General features: G+C 64.0%; 20 protein-coding genes and 1 pseudogene. 11 read left to right on the top strand and 10 right to left on the bottom strand.

Annotated features, from left to right (window positions below; translation table 11 throughout):
- The first annotated feature begins 527 nt into the window (after positions 1-527).
- The 3 genes from pks2 to FZI91_RS00135 are packed head-to-tail and all read left to right on the top strand — an operon-like array spanning position 528 to position 8,927.
- Positions 528-6,821: a sulfolipid-1 biosynthesis phthioceranic/hydroxyphthioceranic acid synthase gene (gene pks2 / locus FZI91_RS00145; RefSeq protein ID WP_155936750.1), complete on the top strand. Its 6,294-nt coding sequence runs from the start codon at positions 528-530 to the stop codon at positions 6,819-6,821.
- A 10-nt stretch (positions 6,822-6,831) separates the two neighbouring features.
- On the top strand, positions 6,832-8,247 hold the full coding sequence (locus FZI91_RS00140) for a condensation domain-containing protein (RefSeq protein ID WP_155936749.1): 1,416 nt from the start codon (positions 6,832-6,834) through the stop codon (positions 8,245-8,247).
- Positions 8,248-8,249: 2 nt separating this feature from the next.
- Positions 8,250-8,927, top strand: a complete 678-nt coding sequence (locus FZI91_RS00135) for a GAP family protein (RefSeq protein ID WP_155936748.1) — start codon at positions 8,250-8,252, stop codon at positions 8,925-8,927.
- 66 nt (positions 8,928-8,993) lie between these two features.
- Here FZI91_RS00135 and FZI91_RS00130 read toward each other — a convergent pair whose 3' ends face one another.
- From FZI91_RS00130 to FZI91_RS00105, 6 genes are all read right to left on the bottom strand, one after another.
- Positions 8,994-9,827, bottom strand: a complete 834-nt coding sequence (locus tag FZI91_RS00130) for a hypothetical protein (protein WP_155936747.1) — start codon at positions 9,825-9,827, stop codon at positions 8,994-8,996.
- Complete coding sequence (locus FZI91_RS00125; RefSeq protein ID WP_155936746.1) at positions 9,814-10,977, bottom strand: hypothetical protein; 1,164 nt, start codon at positions 10,975-10,977, stop codon at positions 9,814-9,816. The genes FZI91_RS00130 and FZI91_RS00125 overlap by 14 nt, the downstream gene beginning before the upstream one ends.
- A gap of 4 nt (positions 10,978-10,981) precedes the next feature.
- Entirely contained in the window at positions 10,982-11,266 is a 285-nt protein-coding gene (locus tag FZI91_RS00120; protein WP_155936745.1) for a hypothetical protein, read from the bottom strand.
- Positions 11,266-11,847, bottom strand: a complete 582-nt coding sequence (locus tag FZI91_RS24155) for an SAV_915 family protein (RefSeq protein WP_309224219.1) — start codon at positions 11,845-11,847, stop codon at positions 11,266-11,268. Before FZI91_RS24155 ends, FZI91_RS00120 begins: the two co-directional genes overlap by 1 nt.
- Positions 11,848-12,080: 233 nt before the next feature.
- Entirely contained in the window at positions 12,081-12,857 is a 777-nt protein-coding gene (locus FZI91_RS00110; RefSeq protein ID WP_155936744.1) for an energy-coupling factor transporter transmembrane protein EcfT, read from the bottom strand.
- Positions 12,854-14,812, bottom strand: a complete 1,959-nt coding sequence (locus FZI91_RS00105) for a DUF2232 domain-containing protein (RefSeq protein WP_155936743.1) — start codon at positions 14,810-14,812, stop codon at positions 12,854-12,856. Before FZI91_RS00105 ends, FZI91_RS00110 begins: the two co-directional genes overlap by 4 nt.
- Positions 14,813-14,921: 109 nt before the next feature.
- Between FZI91_RS00105 and cobA the strand changes: the two genes are divergently transcribed.
- The gene (gene cobA / locus FZI91_RS00100; RefSeq protein WP_162526736.1) at positions 14,922-16,124 is read left to right on the top strand and encodes a uroporphyrinogen-III C-methyltransferase; all 1,203 of its coding nucleotides are present in this window, start codon (positions 14,922-14,924) and stop codon (positions 16,122-16,124) included.
- A 45-nt stretch (positions 16,125-16,169) separates the two neighbouring features.
- Positions 16,170-17,684: an MFS transporter gene (locus FZI91_RS00095; RefSeq protein ID WP_155936742.1), complete on the top strand. Its 1,515-nt coding sequence runs from the start codon at positions 16,170-16,172 to the stop codon at positions 17,682-17,684.
- On the opposite strand, the gene FZI91_RS00090 is transcribed toward FZI91_RS00095, so the two are convergent.
- Positions 17,681-18,040 (bottom strand): hypothetical protein, encoded by a 360-nt coding sequence (locus FZI91_RS00090; protein ID WP_155936741.1) that lies wholly within the window; start codon positions 18,038-18,040, stop codon positions 17,681-17,683. The genes FZI91_RS00095 and FZI91_RS00090 overlap by 4 nt on opposite strands.
- A gap of 41 nt (positions 18,041-18,081) precedes the next feature.
- On the opposite strand from FZI91_RS00090, the gene FZI91_RS00085 reads away from it, so the two are divergent.
- Both FZI91_RS00085 and FZI91_RS00080 read left to right on the top strand, forming a co-directional pair.
- Entirely contained in the window at positions 18,082-19,824 is a 1,743-nt protein-coding gene (locus FZI91_RS00085) for a proline--tRNA ligase (protein WP_162526735.1), read from the top strand.
- Positions 19,824-20,312: an SRPBCC family protein gene (locus tag FZI91_RS00080; protein ID WP_162526749.1), complete on the top strand. Its 489-nt coding sequence runs from the start codon at positions 19,824-19,826 to the stop codon at positions 20,310-20,312. The genes FZI91_RS00085 and FZI91_RS00080 overlap by 1 nt, the downstream gene beginning before the upstream one ends.
- An 84-nt stretch (positions 20,313-20,396) precedes the next feature.
- On the opposite strand, the gene FZI91_RS00075 is transcribed toward FZI91_RS00080, so the two are convergent.
- Together FZI91_RS00075 and FZI91_RS00070 are read right to left on the bottom strand one after the other, a co-directional pair.
- Entirely contained in the window at positions 20,397-20,870 is a 474-nt protein-coding gene (locus FZI91_RS00075) for a ferritin-like domain-containing protein (RefSeq protein WP_155936739.1), read from the bottom strand.
- Positions 20,867-21,334 (bottom strand): hypothetical protein, encoded by a 468-nt coding sequence (locus FZI91_RS00070; RefSeq protein ID WP_155936738.1) that lies wholly within the window; start codon positions 21,332-21,334, stop codon positions 20,867-20,869. The genes FZI91_RS00075 and FZI91_RS00070 overlap by 4 nt, the downstream gene beginning before the upstream one ends.
- A gap of 140 nt (positions 21,335-21,474) precedes the next feature.
- Here FZI91_RS00070 and rimP point away from each other — a divergent pair, with 140 nt between their 5' ends.
- The 3 genes from rimP to FZI91_RS00055 are packed head-to-tail and all read left to right on the top strand — an operon-like array spanning position 21,475 to position 23,461.
- A complete protein-coding gene (rimP, locus tag FZI91_RS00065; RefSeq protein WP_155936737.1) occupies positions 21,475-22,011 on the top strand; it encodes a ribosome maturation factor RimP in 537 nt (178 codons plus the stop codon).
- The gene (gene nusA, locus FZI91_RS00060) at positions 22,008-23,003 is read left to right on the top strand and encodes a transcription termination factor NusA (protein WP_155936736.1); all 996 of its coding nucleotides are present in this window, start codon (positions 22,008-22,010) and stop codon (positions 23,001-23,003) included. The genes rimP and nusA overlap by 4 nt, the downstream gene beginning before the upstream one ends.
- Positions 23,004-23,041: 38 nt before the next feature.
- Complete coding sequence (locus FZI91_RS00055) at positions 23,042-23,461, top strand: DUF4149 domain-containing protein (RefSeq protein ID WP_309224218.1); 420 nt, start codon at positions 23,042-23,044, stop codon at positions 23,459-23,461.
- Here FZI91_RS00055 and FZI91_RS00050 read toward each other — a convergent pair.
- The gene (locus FZI91_RS00050; RefSeq protein WP_162526734.1) at positions 23,458-23,652 is read right to left on the bottom strand and encodes a hypothetical protein; all 195 of its coding nucleotides are present in this window, start codon (positions 23,650-23,652) and stop codon (positions 23,458-23,460) included. The two genes, FZI91_RS00055 and FZI91_RS00050, sit on opposite strands and share 4 nt — an antisense overlap.
- Before the next feature lie 162 nt (positions 23,653-23,814).
- Between FZI91_RS00050 and FZI91_RS24150 the strand changes: the two are divergent.
- Positions 23,815-24,030 (top strand): annotated as a pseudogene (locus FZI91_RS24150) (YlxR family protein); the annotation flags it as partial.
- Between the last annotated feature and the right edge of the window lie 65 nt (positions 24,031-24,095).

Below are 24,095 nucleotides of genomic sequence, written 5' to 3'. Positions count from 1 at the left end.
GATTCATGATGAGTGAATCTCATAAATATTTCGTATGCGCGAGTTTCATTGCTAGATCCGTATATATGCAACATGTGGCAAACAATGTGGACCGCTGCAAAGATCCTGCGCGAAGAATCTAGAGTCGTATGGTCTCGGGTGCGGCGCCCATGGGATCCCACATCACCGCATTTGAATGCCAGTGTAATGGTGACCGCGGGTCGACGAATCGGCGGCTGTGAACGGTGTTCCTTGGTGGATGCGCGAGGCACGTCGAAGAGTAAGGCAAATTTTGTCAGGCATGTCTACATTTGTGAATATTGTGTTTCTCGGTTATCAATGGACTGTTAATGGACGGTGGGGGCGCCTCGTTCTTGTGACCATTTGTCGGCGCTGCAAGTCTGTGTGCCGGGGTGCGGTGTGATGCTGATCTCCCGAGTCGCGTATTCCCTTCGCGCGCCTTATCTTTAGCTCTAACGAGCTCGACTGCTAGTTATCTCCGGTTCTACTACTAGACGGATTTCGGTGTGCGAGGAGGGCTAAAAGAAATGAACGACGCGTCTGTAACTCCTGTGGCAGTTATCGGCATGGGGTGCCGTCTCCCGGGCGGGATCGAATCGCCCGAACAGCTCTGGCAGGCGTTGCTACGTGGTGAAGACTTCATTACCGAAGTCCCGCCGGATCGTTGGGACCTGAATGAGTACTACGACCCCGAGTCCGGTGTGCCCGGGAAGTCGCCGTCCAAGTGGGGGGCATTCCTGGACGATGTCGGCGGATTTGATGCGGACTTCTTCAGCATCAACGAACGAGAGGCCGTCTCGATTGATCCGCAACATCGAGTATTGCTCGAGACTTCTTGGCAGGCAGTCGAACACGCAGGTCTGAACCCCAAGAGGCTCGCAGGTTCGCAGACCGGGGTCTTTGTCGGCGTGACGCACAACGACTATCAGTTGGTAGCCGCGGACGGGGGAGACCTGGGCGGTACCTATGGATTCGCGGGAACCAACCTCAGCATGGCGTCGGGGCGTATCTCGTATGCCCTTGGCGTGCACGGTCCTTCGTACGCAATAGATGCAGGGTGTGCCTCTGGCCTGCTGACGGTGCATATGGCCTGCCAAAGTTTGTCGGCAGGAGAGAGTGACTTTGCGCTCGCAGGCGGTGTCAACCTGGTGTTGGAGCCACGCCGGTACGTCGGGGCTTCGCAGCAGCGGATGCTCTCGCCAACGGGGCGCTGCCATACCTTCGCCGAAGACGCCGATGGCTTTGTGATGTCCGAAGGCTGCGTCGTCATCCTGCTGAAGAGGCTCTCGGACGCGGTGCGTGACGGGGATCGGGTCTTGGCGGTTGTACGCGGTACCGCCTCGAACCAGGACGGTCGCACCGTAAATCAGTCGACTCCGTCCTCGGATGCCCAAATGGCCGCTTGCCGTACGGCACTGGCGGTCGCCGGGATAGACGCCAACACCATCGGGATGGTCGAGGCGCACGGCACAGGTACCCCGGTGGGTGACCCCATCGAGTTCGCGGGCCTTGCGCAGGTCTACGGCGTCGATGCGCCCTGCGCGGTGGGCTCGGCGAAGACGAACTTTGGACACACCATGTCGGCGGCCGGCGCGTTGGGGCTTATGAAGGCCGTGCTTGCCGTGCAGCATGGCGAGGTTCCCCCAAATCTGCACTTCACGGGCATGTCCGGCAAGGCTGCCAGTATCGAGACGAATCTCTTTGTACCGCAGACGGTTACTGCCTGGCCCGGGCCGGTCGGTGTTCCGCGCCGCGCGGCGGTGTCCTCGTATGGGATGTCGGGTTCCAACGTGCATGCCGTGGTAGAGCAAGCCCCTTCCGCAGGTGCGGTGGTGGAGAACGGTGTTGCGCAGTCCCCGCTGGGGGAGCAGTTGCTTTTCCCGCTGTCATCCACATCGGCCGATGAATTGCGCCGCACCGCAGGTCAGTTGGCGGATTGGGTGGCAGCGGCAGGAAAGCAGGGAGACTTCGAGCTGACCGATGTCGGATACACCCTGGCACGCCGCAGGGCGCACCGGCCGGTACGTGCCGCGGTGGTGGCACGCGGAATCGACGAGCTGCTGGCTGGATTGCACGAGATTGCGGACGCGGATGCTCCTCATCAAGCGGCTGTCGCGCAGGATGATCGGGGGCCGGTATGGCTGTTTTCGGGCCAGGGTTCGCAGTGGGCGGGCATGGGTGCCGAATTGTTGTCCAAGGAGCCGGTGTTCGCCGAAAGCATCGCCCGGCTTGAGCCTCTGATCTCCGAAGAGTCCGGGTTCTCGGTGACAGCGGCGGTCTCGGCATCTGAGACAGTCACCGGCATCGACCGTGTCCAGCCGACACTGTTCGCGATGCAGGTGTCGCTGGCCGCCACGATGGCGTCCTACGGCGTCACTCCGGGTGCCGTCATCGGCCATTCGATGGGTGAGGTTGCGGCTGCGGTGGTGTCAGGGGCACTCTCGCTGGAAGACGGTGTGCGCGTGATCTGCCGTCGCTCGCGGCTGATGTCCCGAATCGCCGGTTCCGGCGCCATGGCGTCCGTGGATCTGCCTTCTCAGCAAGTTGTGTCAGAGCTCGCGGATCGCGGAATCCACGATGTCGTACTTGCCGTGGTCGCGTCGCCGCAGTCGACGGTGGTCGGTGGCGCCACCGAGACAGTTCGAGAACTGATCGCCGAGTGGTCCGAACGCGGGTTGATGGCGCGTGAGGTGGCCGTCGATGTTGCCTCACATTCGCCGCAGGTCGACCCGATCCTCGACGACCTGGCCGACGCACTTGAGGACCTTGTGCCGCTCACTCCTGGTGTGCCGCTGTATTCGTCGGTGACGTTCGATCCGCGCGAACCAGCTGTCATGGACGCTGATTACTGGGTGGACAACCTGCGCCACACGGTGCGTTTCGCGACGGCGGTGCAGGCGGCGCTGGATGACGGCTACCGGGTGTTCGCGGAGCTGGCGCCTCACCCGCTGCTGGTTTACCCGGCAGAGCAGACCGCACGCAGCCTCGATATCCCGATGGTGGCACTGGCGAGCATGCGTCGTGAACAGGCGCTGCCGCATGGGCTTCGCGCATTTGTGGGCGATCTGCACGCAGCCGGAAGCGCCGTTGACTTCTCGGTGCTGTACCCGTCCGGCGAGCTGGTGGACGTGCCGCTGCCCACCTGGGCCCGTCGGTCTTACCTGTTGAGTGCAAGCTCGTCGGCCCAGCACGCACAGGGCGGCCATTCCGTGGCCGCACATCCCTTGTTGGGCGCATACGTGCGCCTGGCCGAGGAGCCGGAACGTCACGTCTGGCAGGCGGAGGTCGGCACAGCCGCACAGCCGTGGATCGCAGATCACCAGGTGCGCCACGTCGCGGTATACCCGGGCGCTGCGTACTGCGAGATGGCGCTGTCGGCCGCGTCCGCCGCATTCGGCGAAGACTCTGCTGTGCATGACATCTCATTCGACCAGCTGCTGACGCTGGGCGAGACGGCACCGATATCGGCAACGGCCACGGCGAAGTCCCCGGACGTGCTCGAGTTCGTGGTGGAGACCCACGACGAGGGAGACAGCACCAAGCGCTCCGCTGCCACCTTGCGTGGCGGCGGCGAGCCTGACGCTCCCGCCAGCTACGACCTGGCTGTCTTGCGTGCGGAGCATCCTCATCACGCCGCGGGCGATGAGTTGCGAGAGTCGTTCGACGAGCGGGGAGTTCAGTACGGCCCCGCCTTCCAGGGTCTGGTGGCGGCACGCAGCGGCGACGAATCTGTCAGGTCGGTGCTCGCCGAAGTAGCACTGCCCAGATCCATTCGGGCGCAACAGGCCAGCTACATCGTTCACCCCGCGCTGCTGGACGCCTGCTTCCAGTCCGTCATCGCGCTGCCGGACGTCCAAGAAGCCAGCAGGAATGCATTGCCGCTTCCCAAGGGTGTGCGCAGTCTTCGCGCCTACGGTTCGGCTCGCCACGCGCAGTACTGCTACACGCGAGTGACCACGGTGACCGCGAACGAGGTGGAAGCCGACCTCGATCTGTTGGACGAGAACGGTGCGGTTCTGCTTGCCGTGCGAGGCTTCCGCTTTGGCACCGGGGCCTCCGAGGATGAGCAGCGGGATCAATTGCTCAACAACCGGCTGCTGGCCATTGAATGGCAGCAGCAGCGGCTGCCCGAGGAGACGGCGGCTGCGCGTCGACGGTGGCTGCTGGTGAGTACCGGAGAAACGCTCGACCCCTGGGCGGCGGAGTTGATTGACTCGCTCAAGTTGCGCGAGGGTGAGGTGACTTCCGTGCAGTGGCAGCCGGACGCCGATCACGTTGCGGTGCTTGAGCTCCTGCGTGAGGAGCTCGCGACGGGCAGTTTCGACGGCGTGCTCATTGTGAAGGCTCCAGCGGAGGGCGCAGTCCCGGCCAGTGCCGCGCGGCAGGGTGCGGTGCAGGTGCGGCATCTGGTGCGTATCAGCCGTGAACTGGTGGACCTGCCGGGCGAGCCCCCGCGGCTGTACGTGGTGACCCGCAACGCGCAAACGGTGGTGTCCGGCGATGTGACCAACCTGGAGCAGGCCGGCCTACGCGGCTTAGTCCGGGTCATCGGTGCCGAGTACCCACACTTGCGCGTCACTCACATCGATGTCGACGGCCACACCTCCGCGCAGAATGTGGTGGGGGAGTTGGTCTCTGGATCGGAAGAGGACGAGACAGCGTGGCGAGACGGCGACTGGTACCGGGCGCGTCTGAACCTGGGTCCGCTGGGGCCCGACGAATGGCGCACCACGGTTGCGGCGCCGGATAATGAGGGTGTGCAGTTCGAGGTCCGGACGCCAGGCGACCTGCAGTCGCTCGGCTTCGTCGCCTTTGACCGGGTCGCCCCGGGCGCCGGGCAAATCGAGGTTTCGGTCACGGCCACCAGCATCAACTTCGCCGACGTGCTGAATGTGTACGGCCGATACTCGAGTTTCGAAGGCCGGCAAGAGCTTGGTGTCGATTTCGCGGGTGTGGTGACCGCGGTCGGTCCGGGAGTGACCGAGCATCGGGTGGGGGATCGGGTGGGCGGTATGACCACCACCGGTGCATGGAAGAGCTTCGTCGTCGTCGACGAGTATCTGGCCGCGACACTTCCACCGGAGGTGCCCGAACAGGAAGCGGCCGCGGTCCCCGGTGCGCACGTGACGGCCTGGTACGGCCTGCACGAGCTGGCGAGGATCTCAGCACGGGACAAGGTGCTGATCCACTCTGGCACCGGTGGAGTGGGACAGGCGGCAATAGCTATCGCGCGTGCCGCCGGCGCCGAAATCTACGCCACCGCGGGCAGCTCGGAGCGCCGGGAGCTATTGCGCAGCTGGGGAATTGAGCATGTCTATGATTCGCGCAGTACGGAATTCGCCGAGCTGATCCGTCGTGATACGGGCGGGTACGGGGTGGATATCGTGCTCAACTCGCTCACCGGTGCCGCGCAGCGGGCAGGCTTGGAACTGCTGTCCTTCGGTGGCCGTTTCATCGAGATCGGCAAGCGCGACATCTATGGAGACACCCGGCTGGGTCTGTTCCCGTTCCGGCGCAATCTTTCCTTCTACGCCGTCGACCTGGTGCTGGTGGCCAAGACCCGCCCGGAGATCATTCACCGGACCCTGAACGCGCTGTATCAGCAGATGGCCGAGGGGGTGCTCCCGTTCCCGGAGATCTCGCCGTCACCGTTGCAGGATGCCGCCGAGTCAATCCGCGTAATGGGCGCCGCCGGGCACACCGGCAAGCTGGTGTTGGATCTGCCGAAGACCGGCCGCGTCGACGCGGTGATACCGCCGTCGCATGCTCCTGCATTTCGCACCGACGGCGCGTACATCATCACCGGCGGCCTTGGCGGCCTGGGCTTGTTCCTCGCCGGCAAGCTCGCGGCGGCCGGATGCGGGCAGATCATCCTGAACGGCCGCAGTGCTCCCAAGCCGGAGACTGTGGACGCCCTCGACGGTATCCGTGAATACGGGGCCCGGGTCGATGTGGTCCTCGGTGACATCGCCGAGCCGGAGACGGCGCAGCGGTTGGTGGCGGCGGCGGCACAGCACGGGGTACCTGTGCGCGGCGTGCTCCATGCGGCGGCACTGGTCCGTGACGCCACACTTGCCAATATCACCGATGAGCTGATCGACCGCGGCGACTGGCGACCCAAGGTGCATGGCGCCTGGAACCTGCACGAGGCCACCGCGGACCAGCCGCTGGACTGGTTCTGCTCGTTCTCGTCGATCGCGGCACTGGTGGGTTCGCCGGGGCAAGGTGCGTACGCGGCGGCCAACAGCTGGTTGGACGGGTTCACGCACTGGCGGCGGGCACAGGGCTTGCCGGCCAACGTGATTGCTTGGGGCGCCTGGTCGGAGATCGGTCAGGGCACCCACCTGGCGCAGAATGCGGACGCGGCCATCCTCCCCGACGAGGGCGCCTATGCCTTCGACACGGTGCTTAGACACGACCGCGCCTACACCGCGTACGCACCGATGGCCGGCATATCGTGGCTGTCCGAGTTCGTGGAGCGGAGCCCATTCGCACAAGCCTTCCGGGAATCGGGCCAAACTCCAACGGAGACAAACAAATTCCTCGACGAACTGAGGGCCTTGCCCCGCGAGGAGTGGACGACGCGGCTTCGGAAGCTGGTCGCCGAGCAGGTTGGGCTGGTGTTGCGCCGCTCCATCGATCCCGACCGGTCCCTGCCGGACTATGGCCTGGACTCGTTGGGCAATCTCGAAATTCGTACCCGTATCCAGGCGGACACCGGCGTCCGTATCGGCCCGGCCGATGTATCGACCGTGCGGTCTTTGGCATCGCATGTGTACGACAGGTTGGCCGAGCAGGAATCCGAAGTCGCGTCGTCCTAAGGGGAATAAAATGCGTAGTGGACCAGTCACAGTGTCGTTGACCGACAAGTGGGAGCCTGCCCCTGGATCGGTCATCGCCTGGCAGCCCTCGCCGGCGTCGTACGCGAAAGCGCTTGAGGCGCCGGTCAGTGCGATCCCGCCGAGCTTCATGCAGGTGCAGCATCTGCGCACGTATCTGCGGCAGGCGGCCAAGGGTCTCGACTTTTCGCGGGTGCTCGTCTTCACCTTGGACATGCCGGGCCGGTGCGACAAGCGCGCCATGGGCCACGTGATCAATGCTCATCTGCGCCGGCACGATACGTATCGCAGTTGGTTCTCTCTCGACGAGGAGCAGAACATCGTCAGGAGGACGATTGCTGACCCGGCAGATGTCCAGTTCGCGCCGGTACGGCTTGGTGACATGACGTCGGAAGAGGTGCGGGAATTGGTGGTCTCCGGCACCCCCAATCCTCTCCAGTGGGACTGCTTCCGTTTCGGAATCATCCAGAGCGCAAGTCATTTCACCTTCTACTTCAGCGTCGACCACCTGCACCTGGACGCGACCTTCGCGCGGTTGCTGATCATGGAAATCCTCATGGGATACAACGCGCTGGTTCAGGGTGGGGCGCCCATCGACCTACCCCCTGCGGGCAGCTACGGTGACTACTGCATTCGACAGCATGAGTTTCTCTCCGGTCTGACGCCCGATTCTGGGCCAGTTCGCGAATGGACTCAGTTCGCCGAGCGCAACCGTGGCAGCCTCCCAGATTTTCCGCTTCCACTGGGTGACCACTCCGTGCCGTGCAGTACCGCGATCATCACCGAGCAGCTGCTGGATGAGCAACAGGCGCTGAACTTCGAGTCCCTCTGCGTGGAATCGGGTGCGCGGTTCATAGGCGGTGTGATGGCGGCTCTCGGATTCGCCGAGCGTGAATTGACTGGCGCCGATACGTATTACGGGATCACGCCGAGTGATGCCCGCGCGGAAGCGGATATGTTTACGACAGGATGGTTCACGGGGCTCGTCCCGATATCGGTGCCCGTTGACGGGACTTTCGGTGCTGCCGCCGTCGCCGCGCAGGAATCTTTTGATCGCGGCAGACAGCTGGTGAATGTCCCGTTCTACCGGGTTCTGGAATTGGTTCCGGAGCTGAGCTGGCCCCGGCCGTACCACCCGATGATCAACTTCTTCGACGGTGGGGCCCCTCCACTTTCGCAGTTGTTCACCAACCCGCTTCTGGTCAGCAATCCCATCGGCCTGTACGCAGAGAGCAAGTCGGTGTACCAGCTGACGATCTTCATCTCCCGGTTCCCGACGGAGACGACACTGATGATCGCGTACCCGGAAAACCCCATCGCCCGGGAGTCGATCACCCGCTACGTAGACCTCGTGAAGTCCGTGTTCACGCGGGTCTGCGAGCAGAATGACGTTGTGCCCGCGCGGTAGTCATGTGGACCATCGTTTTGTTGATGGCACTTGGAGTGAGCGTCGAGCCCACCCGGCTGGGACTGACCGTCCTGATGTTGAACCGGCCGCGACCGCTCCTGCAGCTGTTTGTGTTTCTGTGCGGGGCCTTCGCGATGGGGCTCAGCCTGGGCCTCACGCTGCTGTTCGTGCTGCGGGTCTCGCCGATAGGGAAGGCAGACGTCTCCGGGCCGAGTATTCAAGTTGCGCTGGGTGTTCTCGCCTTGTTGGTCGCTGCGGTGTTGGCCGCGACGGCGTCGGTCCATCGGCCACCCGCGGCACCCCGGACGGGTGTCGCAGGGAAGCTGGCGACTCGGGTACGCGGCTTCCTGCAGAACAACTCGTTGTGGGTCGCGGGGGTGAGCGGATTGGGGATTGCCTTGCCGTCTGCGGACTTTCTCGCGGTGATCGCGCTCATCCACGCATCAGGTGCCACTCAGCCCGTCCAGTCCATGGCCCTGCTCTTCTTCAATGCGGTGGCCTTCTCGATGGTGGGGCTGCCGCTGCTGAGTTATGCCGCTATGCCGAGGCGGACATACGAGATGGTGTCGGCCCTGCATACGTGGGTTCGTTCACGCAGAAGGATCGACGTCGCGGTCATAGTCGCGGTCCTCGGTCTGATCATGCTCGCGCTCGGCGTGATCGGCATTCTCCGCGCGTGACACCAGGAGGCAGCACCCATGTCGGAGCCATGGACGGTCACCGTAACCAGCGAATGCCGGACGCTCTCAATTAGTGGGTATGTGTGATTGGCTAGCGCGGGTCAAGGCAGCTTCTGTCCCAAGTTCGCTGCGCGTCTCTGGGAAGTCCACGTAGGTTCGTATGTACCCATAGAGAGCTTTGGGATCGATATCGAATTTTCGGCAATCGACTTCAATCATCGGTACTGGTGGGAGTCGGTCGATTCGCCAGATACGTGTCGTGTACCGGCGATCCCAGCTGGAGTTGGCGTAACCGATCACCAGGATTACTGGGTAACCGTTAAAGGCTGGCTTCACGCCGGCGATACTGGCCCATTCTAAGGATGACGTGAAGCTCCATCCACGTTGCGTAATTCCCTTGTTGGAGAGCGTGATTCCACCGCGACTGATGCGTCCGAAGATTGCTGCCGCTCCGAATGACGCGAACACGAGACCGAGCGCACCGAAGAGAACCGAAGCGCCGGGAAAGCCCTCGTCCTGACGGATCCATATGTCGATTGCTGCTGTGGCGCAAAGAAGCGCAAAGCACGCCATCAGTGCGACGAGTATCGTGAATTGCCAGGTCGAATAGCGGATTTCCGTCCCCCGGATACCATTTCGCTCAACTACCCGTATCGCCGCTGAAAGCTCCACACGCCGGAATCGAACGACTACGCCGTATGCAATCACGAGGGCCATCAGCACCGCGAACAGCAGGCAGTATCTGAGCCACGCGACGTTACCTGCGCGTGCGGCTGCGATACCGACCAGGACTGAGACCGTCGTGATAGCTATCAATCCTGCCATCGCGAGATAGAAACGTGCACCATCACGTGCGCCTGCCCATGCTTCGGGCAGGCCTGGATGCTCAGAAGACTGCATCCCACGCACTCTTTGCTAGTCCTCCGATGGCCTTTCCTGTGTCGGCAACGGCATCGGCTCCGTCGCCGATTGCGTCGCCGATGCCGCTGATGCCGTTCTGGTATAGCGAATCGACTGCACCGGAAGCAAATATCCCGACAACTGCGCCGCCCACAGCGCCGACCGCAGTTCCCACGATTGGCACAGGAATCGCGGTACCGATCGCCGCCCCCGCCAGCACGGAAGCGCCGAACCCGACTCCGCCCGAAACAATAGCCTGGTCAACGTCTTTGCCATTGGCGATGTCATAGACTATGCCGCCTACCGCCAGCACTCCGCCAACCTTCAGGCCGATGCGGCCCGCTCGTGCTTCGGCACTCGCCCCCGCCTTTGCGGCGTCGTCGGCGGTTTGTGCAAGGACTTTGGATGTATCGAAATCTCTATAGATCGCTGCGGCAGGGGTGCCCGGAGGCGCATTCTTCGCCAAGTCCAGATATTTTGCCGATTCATCGGCAAGGAATTTCGAGTGTTTCAACAGCGTAGAGGAATGGGCGGCAGCCAGTGCGCCAGCCGCGCCGTTGATCAGGTCTCCTGCAACGAAGAACCACTTGCCCTTGATATCCGCCCATACGTTGTTCAACGTATCGGTGGCAAGTTTTTCGATCTTTCTGGCGGCGTCAGCATTTGTCATTGCTGTGTTGTAAGCCGTCACAAGTTTGGCGTGGTGATCTGATGCGGCGACTGCGTCGTTGTAGGCGGCGACGGCCTGGGGTGTCGCCGCATCTCCCGATGGCGGTGTGCCTGGTGCAGGAGGAGCGGGTCCAGGCTCTTGAATGACCGAGCCGTCCACGGTCAAACCTGCGGCTGTCGCGTCGTCACGAACTCGCTGCATGTCGGATTGGGTCCGCTGTATCTCGGCGGCGTAGTTGTCAAACGCTCGTGCACTATCTGCGGCGGCAGTTTCCAGTCCGTCGGCCTTCGTTGATCCGCTTGTCATCCTCTTGACGAAGGCATCGCCACTATCTCCGTGCCAGCCGGCATCTGCGGTATTCCGCGCATCGACGATCTTATCCGTCGCGTTCGAGATCTGCCCCCCGAGTGTATTGCGGAGCCACGCCGCCGTAGAGCGGACTCCGTCAGGGCTGCCCTCGACTTTCGTGTCGATTGGCATGTGATCATCCCCTCCAGGCTATTTGATTCAGCGGCTCTGCGGCCGCTTCGTCGAGAGTGCGGTAGTTGGAGTTGGCCGCGGCAACTGCCTCGCCGGTCGCCTCGACTGCGACAACAAGCTGACCAGCGTTCTCGACAATTCTTCCGAGAATTCCGAGAATGGCAGGTGTCCCGAGTCCACCGTCAACCGAAGCCGGTGCCGACCCGCTTACACCATCGAGGTCTTTACCGGCATCGGACAAGGAAGTGGAAATTCTGTCTAATGCTTCTTGGTCGACATGGAGTGTCATCAGTTTCCCCTTCGAAGTTCATCGGGAATAGAAACATCGAGCATTAGAAGCTGAAAGGGATGGGCGTCCTGCAGCTGGGATATGTGGGCAGTTGCTATTGAGATCCATGCTTGCTCATCTCCGCAACATTCGTGCAACCGGTCGATATCCGAGTACACGAGCAGTGCCGTGCGGCCGTCTCGAGTCTGACGCATGTCAACTCGGGCGGAAGTCGGGTCGTCTACCTTTTCCGCGCAAGGCAAGTAGACGACGGGCGGCAGATCGACGTGAAACACAGTCGGAGCTGCTTCGCTGCCCTCATCGTCGGTGAGGTCACCATGATCCGGGATGCTTCGGTGTGTTGCGTAATGCTCCTCGGCTTGCTTAACAGCAGCCCACTCGTCGAGCGTTTCGGAGGATGGCGCAGATTCCCAGCCGTGTTTTTGATACCACTCTTTGCACAGATCTTCGGCGGTTGGGTGCCCTGGCTGCCAGCGCACCTCGCGGGCTGGCTGTGCACCGCCCTCCGGCCGTAAATACCCCAAATCTCGCCCCTCCGCTAGCGATTGCCCCGCAAACGCCACCACAATATTGCACTCCACTGATGCCTCCGTCGGGAACGAAGACTTCCGAGGAAGCAACGCCGATGCTCCGCTATGCCCCGCGAACACCGCTCTCGTTTGACTGTACCAATCGGCCTAACCGCCATGGGCATGACGAGGTAGCGGGTTGATCTGGTCCACGAAAGGCTGGCAGGCGTGCCTCGTCACCGTCCGGCCGAACTTCCTGCCCGCGCGACGGTGCTCGTGCGGGTGGATAAGCCACAGGACTAGCGTTACTGCAGGAGTCCCGCGAGCGCGATGACACCGACCAGCACGGCCGCAGCAAGTACATCGCGCCATCCCGGCCGGTTCGGTCGTGCCGAGATGCGTCCCGCGCCGCCTCGCGCGGTGATGGCGTCGCCCATCTCGGTGGCCCGCCGCAGCGAGACCACCATCGCTGCGGTGCACAGATCAACGACTTCGGCTCGACGCGTGGGCTTCTCAGGCTGAGGAGGCTGGAGCCTGCGAGCGGCGGCCAGCAGTCGGAATTCCTCGGCCAGCATCGGGAACATCCGGAACGCCAGGGAAATGGTGACCGCCCAATCGTCGACGGGTATCCGTACGACCCGTAGTGGCCGGCACAGCAGTGCCAACGCGGGCGCGATATCGGCGACGTGGGTGGTCCATGAGATCACCGCACCCAAGCCGATTAGCACCAGTCCCAGCCCAGTGACGCGCAGGAAGCTCAGGAAGCCGCCGACGCCGATGGTGGCTGGCCCGAGCGAGAACTCGGGAGCGCCCCCGTTGACGATCGTGAACACACTGCCCAGCACGACGAGCAGCCAAACCCAGCGCGGCACCGACGGAATGCAGGTGTACGAAATCCCCGCGAGCACAGCGGTGGTGACGATGAGCAGGGCCACCAGTCCTATCGCCGTCCATGACGGCATGACGGTTAGCAGCACCGATATCGCCAGCACAGCAAGGAGTTTCGTGCCGGCCCACAGGTTGTGGATGGGCGAAGGGCCGGGGACCGGCCGCATCAGCATCAATGGGCGTCGTTGGCTCATCCGGCGGTCACCAACTCACCTTGTTCCAGACGAATGGTGCGGGGGCACAGGGGGGACAGGCTGTCGGTGTCGTGGGATATCACGATGACGGTCTGTCCGCGGCGCCGAATTTCCATCAACAGGTCGATCAGATCGGACTGCGCCGCGATATCCAGGCCCGCTAGTGGCTCGTCGAGTATCAGCAGTCGCGGAGAGCGAGCCAGCAGTCCGGCGAGGGCGACGCGTCGTAGTTGTCCGCCGCTGAGTCGGTCGATCAGGACGTCGGCGATCCCGGGATCCAGGCTGACTGAGGCCAGTGCGCGATGGATGTTTCCGGTATCGGCGATGGAGAACCCCGCCAGCGCCGCCACCGCCGTGCCGGCGTGGCCGCGCAGCAATTGCAGGCGCGCGGCCTGGAAGCACAATGCAACCGCACCAACCTGTTCCGCGGTGGGGCGGCCATCGAGCAGGCAGCGGCCTGCCGATGGTTCCAGGAGGCCGGCCATGATCCAGGCCAGCGTGGACTTACCGGACCCATTCCCGCCGCATAGCAACATCCCGTCGCCCGCCTCGACGCGCAACGACACGTCGCGCAGCACGGGCTTGGACCATGGGGTGCCGACGGCGTAGTCGAAGGACACCCCCTGCACGTCGAGAATCGTTTCCCCGCCGGCAGATTCGATGGGGGATCGGCGCTCCATGTGCTCGCGCACCTCGGTGTCGCTCAGGGCCACCACACGATCGGCGGTGGCAGCTTCCTCGGGGTAGTGGGTGATGTGCACCAGCCCCAGGCGGTGATGCGCGGTAAGCCCGTCGAGCACGTTGATGAGGGTCTGCCGACCACCCTGGTCGACCATGGTGGTCACCTCGTCGGCGACCAACAATGCGGGTTCGCGAGCGAGCGCCGACGCGACTGCGAGCCGCTGAAGCTCGCCGCCAGAGAGCCCGGCGGTGTCCCTGTCGCCCATGCCGTCCAGGCCGACCTCGCGGAGCAGACTCTCGGTGTCGATCTGCCGGTCGTGCGGTAAGCCCCAGACGACGTCGTCGGAAATCCGCAACCCCAGCACCTGGCTTTCGGGATGCTGCAGGACCAGTGCGGTTCCGCCCACCTGCCCCAGTCCCACACCTCCCGGGCGTTCGACAACTCCGGTGGTGGGGGTGACTCCCGCCAGAATGCGCATGAGGGTGGATTTTCCGGATCCGTTGGCGCCGGTCACCGCGATGTGCTCGCCGACGTCGACGCGCATGGTCACCGGGGCCAGCGCGTCCCGGTTCGCCCCGGCGTACCGATATCCGGCAGCGGTGAGGACGGTGGGCAGCGGGTCCGGTGCTGCCTCGTCGTGACCGACGGCCAGTGTCCCCACCGACGATAGATCGGTCACCTCCTCAAGTCGGCGCAGCACGGGAGTCAGCACCCGCCACCCGAATGAGGTGCCGAAGATGACGATCAGCCACACCGAGACACCAAAGAACCAGGGCCAGTGCACAAGCCAGGTCTGCACGGAGTGGTTCAGTCCGGTCGCGGCGGTGCCGAGCAGCGGCACCCTCTGCAGGAGCGTCGCGAACCCGCCGACATTGGCCGCCACGGCCCCCAGTACCACCTCACGCAGATTCCTCAGCGCCGCGAACACCCCCACACAGAACGTGGAGACCACCACGCCCCACAGCATGGCGACGACAAACATCGTTGCCGGGCCACGGTTTCGGCGTTTCACCTCACCGGAGATCGCGCCCATGTATGCGCATGTCAACACCGACACCAGACCCCCGAAGCCTGCGATGAGAAAGCTAATGAGACCGGCGGCGACGCATGCGGCCAACGCGACCCGGAGTCGGTGTCGATAGCACAGCACGCCCATGGGCACGGCCCCCAACCAGGCGAACACCACCGCACCGGGCAGCATGATGGACACCACGGCGATTGCGCCCATGAGGGCGGCGGTCATCGCGGCCTGGGCCAATTCCGCTGGTTGCATGCGATTCGGTTGCACTGTGCTGATTACAGCACGGAGTGTGGTCACGGCGCGGACCCGATTGGAGCATGTCCGAACTGCCGTCCGAAGTCCTCCCACGTAAACTCGCGCGGTGACTCATGACGCCTACCTCGTCGGCCTCCGCCTCTCGGGACGCAAGGTCGTAGTCGTCGGCGCCGGTTCCGTCGCGCAGCGGCGCCTCGGTCTGCTGGTGGCCAGCGGCGCCGACGTTCACGTAATCGCTCCCAGTGCGACCCCGGCTGTGGAGGGCATGGCCTCGATCACCCTCACTCTCAGACCGTACGAAGACGGCGACCTCGACGGCGCCTGGTACGCCATTGCCTGCACCGACGACCCTGCCGTCAACGCCGCGGTGGTGTCGGAAGCCGAACGGCGACAGATCTTCTGTGTCCGGGCCGACGCCGCCCGAGAGGGCACCGCGGTCACGCCTGCTTCGTTCAATCACGACGGCATCGCGGTGGGCGTGCTCACCGGTGGCCAACACAAGCGGTCGGCGGCATTGCGCTCGGCGATCCACGAGGCGCTGCAGCGTGGGCTGATCACCGAAACCGCCGAGACGAGACCGGAGGGCGTCGCGCTCGTGGGCGGGGGACCGGGTGATCCTGATCTCATTACCGTCCGCGGTCGCCGCCTGTTGGCCCAGGCCGATGTGGTCGTCGCCGATCGACTCGCGCCCGCCGAGCTGCTCGCGGATCTCGGTCCGCACGTCGAGGTCATTGATGCCGCGAAGATCCCCTACGGCCGCGCAATGGCGCAGCAGGAGATCAACCGGGTGCTGATCGAGCGGGCGCAGGCCGGCAAGTTCGTGGTCCGCCTCAAGGGCGGCGACCCCTTCGTTTTCGCGCGCGGCTACGAAGAGGTACTGGCCTGTGCCGAGGCGGGTGTGCCGGTGACCGTCGTACCCGGTGTGACCAGCGCAATCTCCGTTCCCGCGGCCGCCGGGGTGCCCGTCACGCAACGCGGTGTGAACCACGAGTTCGTGGTCGTCAGCGGACACGTCGCACCTGGTCATCCCGAATCGTTAGTCAATTGGGATGCGCTTGCTGCGCTGAAGGGGACCATCGTGCTGCTGATGGCCGTCGAGCGCATCGAGCAGTTCGCGAAGGTACTCATCGATGGCGGCCGACCTGCAGATACCCCGGTGTTAGTGGTGCAGCACGGCACCACCGACGAGCAGCGCGTCCTGCGCGCAGACCTCGCTTCCGCGCCGGAGCGGATTCGCTCGCAGGGCATCAGGCCGCCAGCAATCATCGTCATCGGTCCCGTCGCTGCTTACGGAGTCCCTCAGGCATGAGTTTGTGACCTAAGGGCACGTTAAGAGGACGGTAAGGTGTCCTCCATGCCTGCCCTCAGCGTCGAGCAGCTCACTCAAAAGGCGCGAGAACTCCTGCCGTCTCGGCACTATCTGTACGCCGTCATCGCGATCGCCGGTATGCAGTTCCTGGCCACCATGGACGGCACCATCGCCGTGGTCACGCTGCCCAAGATTCAGGCCGAGCTGCACCTCAATGACGCGACCCGAAGCTGGGTCATCACCGCGTACATGCTGTCCTTCGGCGGGCTGATGCTGCTGGGTGGACGCCTCGGTGACACCTTCGGACGTAAGCGCGTATTTATCGGCGGCATTGCGTTGTTCACCGTCGCTTCGATTGGGGTGGGCCTGGCGCAAGAGGACATCGGTCTGGCCGTCTTCCGTCTCATTCAGGGGGTGGGTGCAGCCGTCGCATCGCCCACGGCATTGGCGTTGATTGCGACCACCTTCCCCAAGGGACCGCTGCGTACCGCCGCTGTTGGGGTGTTCGGCGCCATGACGGGGGTGGGTTCCATCGCCGGACTGATCGTCGGCGGTGCACTGGCCGAGGTGTCCTGGCGTCTGGCCTTCCTTATCAACGTGCCTGCCGGTGCGCTGATGATCTATCTGGCCGTGCGGTCGCTGACCGAGACCGAACGCGAACCGATGAAGCTGGATGTGGCTGGTTCCGTGCTGGCCACGCTCGGCTGTACGGCGGCGGTGTTCGGATTCACTCAGGGGCCCGACCGCGGTTGGGACTCGCCGTACACGATCGTGTCGCTGATCGCGGCCGCGGCGCTGCTGATCGCCTTCCTCTATGTGGAACGCACCGCGGAGAACCCGGTGCTGCCATTCAGTCTGTTCGCGGACCGCAATCGGGTCGCGACGTTTGCGGCGATTTTCCTGGCCGGCGGGGTGCTTTTCACCCTCACCATCACCATCGGCTTGTACATGCAGGATCTGATGAAATACAGCCCGCTACGGACCGGCGTCTCCGCCATTCCGTTCGTCGTCGGCATGGGAATCGGCCTGGCGGTGTCGTCCCAGCTCGTCACGCGATTGGCGCCGCGGGTGCTGATCCTGTGTGGTGGAGTAGTCGTGTTCGCGGCCATGCTCTATGGCTCGACGATTGACCGGACCATCGCGTACTTCCCGAATTTCTCAACGGCGATCTTCGTCGGTGGACTGGGTATCGGGACCATCGTGGTGCCGGTGATCTTGTCGGCCATCACCGGAGTGGATGCTGATCGCATCGGACCGCTGTCCGCTATTTCCCTCATGTTGCAAAACCTTGGTGGGCCAATCGTTCTGGTGATCATTCAGGCGATCATCACGTCGCGGACCTTGTACCTGGGCGGCGCCAAGGGGCCGGTACAGAACATGAACTACGCGCAGTTGCACGCCCTCGACCACGGCTATACCTACGGCATGCTGTGGATTGCCGGCACAGCCGTGCTGGTGGGCGTGGCGGCACTGTTCATCACGTACACCGCGGCCGATGTCGCCCACGCGCAGAAGGCGCAGTCCGCGCACGACCAGGGGCTGGACGAAGAACCGGCCTAGCAGTCCTGTGGGGTGTAGTCCCCGGCGTGGAACAGCAGTCCATTGGTGACGGGGACGCCGTCATTCACGGTGATATGGCAGGACATCCGGAAGACGCTCGGGGCGCCGGCCGCCGTGACTCGCAGCACGGGCTGCGGCCCAGCGAGTTTCACTGTGCGTTCCCAGTAGTACCCCGCGAAGGTGTGTCCCGACTCTTCGCGGAGCTGGTTCCCGTCTTGGTACTGGACGGTGAAATCGCTGTTGCCGATCCCGATCGCCGACAACGAGTACTTCACGGTGGCCGGGGCCGCATCGGCCGGGGCCGCGACTCCGAGACCGAATACCGCCACCGCCGGAATGATCGCCCACACATGCATGCGATCGATGCTAGTCCGGGCCGCCGATATGCTGTGCAATCGTGATCACCCGACTTTCCGAGCTATTCGTCCGTACGCTGCGCGACGACCCGGCCGACGCCGAGGTTCCCAGCCACAAGCTGCTCATCCGCGCGGGCTACGTGCGCCCTATCGCGCCGGGTGTGTACAGCTGGCTACCGCTCGGCCTTCGGGTTCTCCGCAAGATCGAGAACATCGTCCGCGAGGAGATGAATGCCATTGGTGGCCAGGAGATCCTGCTGCCCGCGCTGCTTCCGCGCGCACCGTATGAGACCACCAACCGGTGGACCGAGTACGGCGACTCGCTGTTCCGGCTGAAGGACCGCCGAGGCACCGACATGTTGCTTGGCCCCACCCATGAGGAGCTTTTCGCGCTCACTGTGAAGGGGGAGTACAACTCCTACAAGGATTTTCCCGTCGTCCTCTACCAAGTCCAGACCAAGTACCGGGATGAGGCGCGTCCCCGCGCGGGCATTCTGCGAGGTCGCGAATTCGTCATGAAGGACTCGTACTCTTTCGACACCTCCGATGACGGTCTCAAGGCGGCTTATCACGCGCACCGTGAGGCCTACCAACGGATCTTCGGCCGGCTGGGCTTGGACTACGTGATTGTCGCGGCGACCTCGGGGGCGATGGGCGGCAGTGCGTCGGAGGAGTTTCTCGCCGAAAGTCCCACCGGGGAAGACACTTTCGTGCGGTGCGTGGAGTCCGGTTATGCCGCGAACGTCGAGGCGGTCATTACCGCGGCGCCGCCCGTACAAACTCTTGAGGGCTTGCCTGAAGCCGTCGTGCATGAGACGGGTGACACCCCGACCATCGCGACCCTGGTGGACTGGGCGAACTCGGTCGATCTCGGGGTAACCGTGACGGCAGCCGACACCCTCAAGAACATCTTGCTTAAGGTGCGTCAGCCCGGTGGTGAGTGGGAGCTGCTGGCCGTCGGCGTACCTGGGGATCGGGAGGTCGACGAGAAGCGGCTCGGGGCCGCGTTGGAGCCCGCCGAGTACGAGTTGCTCGGCGATGCGGATTTTGCCAAGCACCCGTTCCTGGTGCGCGGCTATATCGGTCCTAAGGGGCTGAACGCCAACGGGGTTCGCTATCTCGTGGATCCGCGGATCGTGGAGGGCACCAGTTGGATCACCGGTGCCGATGAGCCCGGCAAGCATGTGGTGAACCTCGTCGCCGGTCGCGACTTCACCCCGGACGGCACCATCGAGGCCGCCGAGGTGCGCGACGGTGATCCGTCACCCGATGGCGCGGGTCAGTTGGTGTCGGCGCGCGGCATCGAGATCGGCCACATCTTCCAGCTGGGCCGCAAGTACACCGACGCCTTCACTGTCGATGTGCTCGGTGAGAACGGCAAGCCGGTGCGGCTCACCCAGGGGTCCTATGGCATCGGTGTCTCGCGGCTAGTGGCTGTGGTCGCTGAGCAGCAGCACGACGAGCTTGGGCTGCGGTGGCCCTCGGAGGTGTCTCCGTTCGACGTGCATGTGGTGATCGCCAACAAGGACGCGGCGGCACGTGCGGGTGCCGAGGAGCTGGCCGCAGATCTGGATCGGCTGGGCCATGAGGTGCTGCTGGATGATCGGACCGCCTCACCGGGCGTCAAGTTCAAGGATGCCGAGCTGCTCGGTGTGCCTTGGATCGTGGTGATCGGGCGTGGTTGGGCCGACGGAACCGTCGAGTTGCGTAACCGGTTCACGGGCGAGGCGCAGTCCATTGCGGCGACCGACGCAGTGGCGTCCATCACACAGGCGATAAGGTAATCGGTATGCCGTCCTTTAAGCTTGCCTCGCTTGCCGAAAGCGACTTCAACTCAAGCGATTTCGCGTACAGGTTCTCCACGCCGCTGCCCAAGGATGCGGCCACGGTGTGGGCGGAACTCAACGGCGTGAGCCCGCTGCACTGGTGCAGTGCCATCAAGAAGATCAGCTGGACCTCCCCGGAACCGCGCGGTGTGGGTGCGACGCGCACCGCCAAGCTGTCGCTTCCCGGCGCCGCCGTCAACGAGCGGTTCATCCTGTGGGAGGAGAGCCCGGAGCGTTACCGCAACGCGTTCATGGTCGAGACGGCGACCTTCCCGGGCACCAAGCGGTTCGGTGAGCTCTACGAGGTCGAGGCAACGGCGACCGGGTCACTGTTCACCTGGACCTTCTACATCGAGCCGACGCTGGGATTCACGCGCTACCTCAAGCCGGTGATCCGTCGCGGGCTGTCGGGTCTGATCACCGACACCCAGAAGCACTTCGCCTAGCCCCGCTTCTGCGACGACACGCCCGTTTGTGGCGAGAACGTGCGATACGAAACCGCCATCACACGGTGTGTCGACGGGGAGCGGTTAGGCCTGCTCTGACCCGCCCGGGAATGCGACGCTCGCGGGCGTGATGTCGGCGGCTACGCGCCACCGCGCCGCGCGAATCGCGCTCTCGGTCAGCATCCGCACCGCGAATCCGCGGTCTTCGCTGTTGCTGGACTGCTCGGCGACAGCCCGCCAGGACGCCGCGGTATCGGTCTCCACTTGCAAGGCCAACTTGGTGGCGTCTGCGGGCGTGTTCACCCCGAATGGGATCTGGTAGCCGGCGGCGGCCACGGGGGCGGCGACCGAACGGCGGCGTAGCGTGGCGATGCACTCTTCGCGGCACTCCCGGTGTTCGACGAGGCATGCGGTGACCAGCCAGTTGTTGTCGGGCACTGAATGCGCCGACACCAGCCCGTACGAGTAGATGGCCGCGTGTTCGTTGGCGAGAGCGTTTGCCAGCGCGGTGTCGTCGGCCGATGTGGCGGGTTGCGGAGTGGGCTCGGTCGATGTCATGGAAGATCGACTTCCGCCGCGGAAGCGCAGGCCGCACTGATGGATGCGAGCAGTCCGGCACGGTAGCCGCCGTGTTTGGTTGCCAGGTCGAACGCGGAGCGCGCCGACCGCTCGAGGTCCATCTTTATCTGGGCGACCTGCGGCGGCGGTGCTGACGTCGTGGTGGTGCTGGAAGCCGGTGTGGTGGTGGTCGCACCGGGGATGCGGTCAAGTTCCTTGGTCAGTGCGCTGGCGTGGGCTCGGCGGATGGCCGCGACGGCGGTCAGCGCGGGCGCCAGCGGTGCGTTGATGCTCGCTGCGGCGGTCGCCGAGGCGGCGTCGCGGTGAGCGAGATCGATCTGTGTGAGTAGGTCGTCGACCTCTGGTTTAGTGTCCGGCGTCTGCTGGCACGCGGCGGCCACCACGGTGACGCCGAGTGCGGCGCCCCCGATCAACACCGCGCGGCGCGACAGGCTTCTGGGCATCCGCCCATCCTGCCAGTGCCCGCGGTTACCGCATGACAGCCCTCGCCGGGCGTAAGGTGGAGTGCTGGCCAGCACGACCGTACGACTAGGGTGTGCAAGCCGAACGTCCGACAACTCAAGATGAGGAGCCACAAACCATCATGGGCCTCCCATCCGATGACCAGGTGATCGAGCTCCTTGCTGCGGAGTTCTCCCGGTCCGGCGTCGAGATCGAGAGCGTCTCGGTGATCGAGGGAGTCCGGGAAGGCGACCTGTCCCGCATCACCGTGGTCGTTGACTCCGATTCCCCGGTGGACCTGGATGCGGTGGCCGCATTGAGCCGAACCGCGTCGGCACTGCTGGACGAGACGGACACCGGTTCGGTGGTGTACGAGCTGGAGGTCACCACACCGGGTGTCGATAGGCCGCTGACGACTCCGGCGCATTTCCGGCGCGCCCACTGCAGGCTGGCGCAGATTCGTCTCGCCGACGGTGACGAGCTGCTCGGGCGCATCGGTAGCACCAACGATGACGGGGTGCAGGTGGTGCTGCGCAAACCCGTCAAGGGCACTGGCTGGATCGTGCGCGATCTCGCGTTCTCCGATATCGAGAACGCCGTCGTGCAGGTCGAGTTCAAAACGCCCAACCCGCAAGAACTCAAACTGGCTGGGGCAGCCGAAACTGGAGGTGGCGCATGAACATTGATCCCGCAGCGGTAAACCTGATGGCCGCCGATAAGGGCATTACCGTCGATGAGGCGATCGACATCATTAAGTCGGCGCTGCTGACCGCATACCGGCACACCGACGGTCACGAGGCCAATGCGCGTATCGAACTCGACCGCAAGACGGGCGTGGTCCGCGTGATGGCCCGCGAGACCGACGAGGACGGCAACCTCATCACCGAATGGGACGCCACTCCCGAGGGATTCGGTCGCATCGCGGCCACCACCGCGCGGCAGGTGTTCCAGCAGGGCGTGCGCGACGCGGAGAATGAGCACAAGTTCGGTGAGTTCTCCACCCGGGAGGGTGAGGTCGTTGGCGGCGTCATCCAGCGTGACGCCCGCGCCAACGCCCGCGGGCTTGTCGTGGTTCGGATGGGCAGCGAGACAAAGGGTTCCGAAGGTGTCATTCCGGCAGCCGAGCAGGTGCCGGGTGAGGAATACCACCATGGAGACCGGTTGCGCTGCTACGTGGTTGGCGTCTCCCGCGGCGCCCGCGAACCACTGATCACCCTGTCGCGTACTCACCCCAATCTGGTGCGCAGGCTGTTCTCGCTCGAAGTGCCGGAAATCAACGACGGCTCGGTGGAGATCCTTGCGGTCGCTCGCGAGGCGGGGCATCGTTCCAAGATTGCGGTGGCTTCGAAGGTTTCCGGGCTCAACGCCAAGGGGGCATGCATCGGTCCCATGGGGCAGCGTGTGCGCAACGTGATGAGTGAACTGTCCGGCGAGAAGATCGACATCATCGATTACGACCCCGATCCCGCCCGCTTCGTCGCCAATGCACTTTCGCCCGCGAAGGTGGTGTCGGTCTCGGTCATTGACGAGGCGGGCAAGGCCGCCCGCGTCATCGTCCCCGACTTCCAACTGTCCCTGGCGATCGGCAAGGAAGGGCAGAACGCCCGGCTTGCCGCACGTCTTACGGGATGGCGAATCGACATCAGGAGCGACGCGGACCCCACCGACTAGCACCGAGTAACCCGGATTAGGCACCTCGGGAGGCCACGTTGGTAACTGTTGCGCTTACCGCATTCTGGCTGGGCATGGTGGTGTCAATTTCGTTTATTGAGACGCCCCTGAAGTTCCGGGCGCCGGGGATGACGATCCAGCTGGGGCTCGCGATCGGACGTCTGGTGTTTCGCGCGCTCAACGCCGTGGAATGTGTACTTGCCGTGGCATTGTTGGCCGTGTTGGTGGCAGGCGGTGAATCGTCGAGAGTCATGGTTGCCGTTGTTGTGGCAGTGGTCTGCCTGATTGTTCAGCTGCTGGTAGTTCGGCCGGTGATGAGCAGGAGAACCACCGCGATTCGGGACGGCGCCGTCTACTCCGGACGTAGCCGTATCCACCTGGCTTATGTTGCCGCGGAGGGCGTCAAGGCTGCAGCACTGATTACCGCGGTGGTGCTGGCTGTCGTCGGGGGCCACTAACCCGATCGATCTCGATCAGCCGGTTCGCCACCGCCGTAGGAAGACTCGCGCGGACTAGGCATCCGCGGTGGCCCGTCACCGTTGTAGTCGACATTGCCGGTTGGGGCACCGGGCCGGATGGTGTTGTTGAGACCGGTCAGCAGCCGATCGGTGACGGTGACCGAATCGATGTCAGCGAGGTCGGCGCCCACCAAGGCTGCCCCGAATGGCCGTGGTCCTACGGGATGCATTGGTGTCGGTCGACGAGTTGCAATTCCCGTCTTGTGAGCGGGAGTTGACCGGGAATCACATCCCTGTCGTTCCTCGATATGGGGCGATTCTTAAATAAGGTGCTGCGGACGGTAGACTAAGCCGTGATCCAGCGTGAGACTTCGGCGTTCGCATGCGCCCATACCGGCCAGCCGGTACGGACATGTGTCGGGTGCCGAGGGCGAGGGCTGGCTGCGGATCTGTTTCGTGTGGTTGCTGTGTTTGCTTCGGATGGTCGGGAAGTTGTCGTCGACGTCCATCGCAGACTGCCTGGCCGCGGTGCGTGGTTGCACCGTTCGGACACGTGCTACCACCTAGCGGTGAAACGGCGGGCGTTCGCACGAGCGCTTCGGATCAGCGGAAACCCGGATACGACCGCGGTCTT

It is taken from the genome of Mycobacteroides sp. CBMA 271 (assembly GCF_009729205.1).
Lineage (GTDB): Bacteria > Actinomycetota > Actinomycetes > Mycobacteriales > Mycobacteriaceae > Mycobacterium.
The sequence above is the reverse complement of the archived record's forward strand: the minus strand, read 5'-3'. Positions and strand labels throughout refer to the sequence as shown.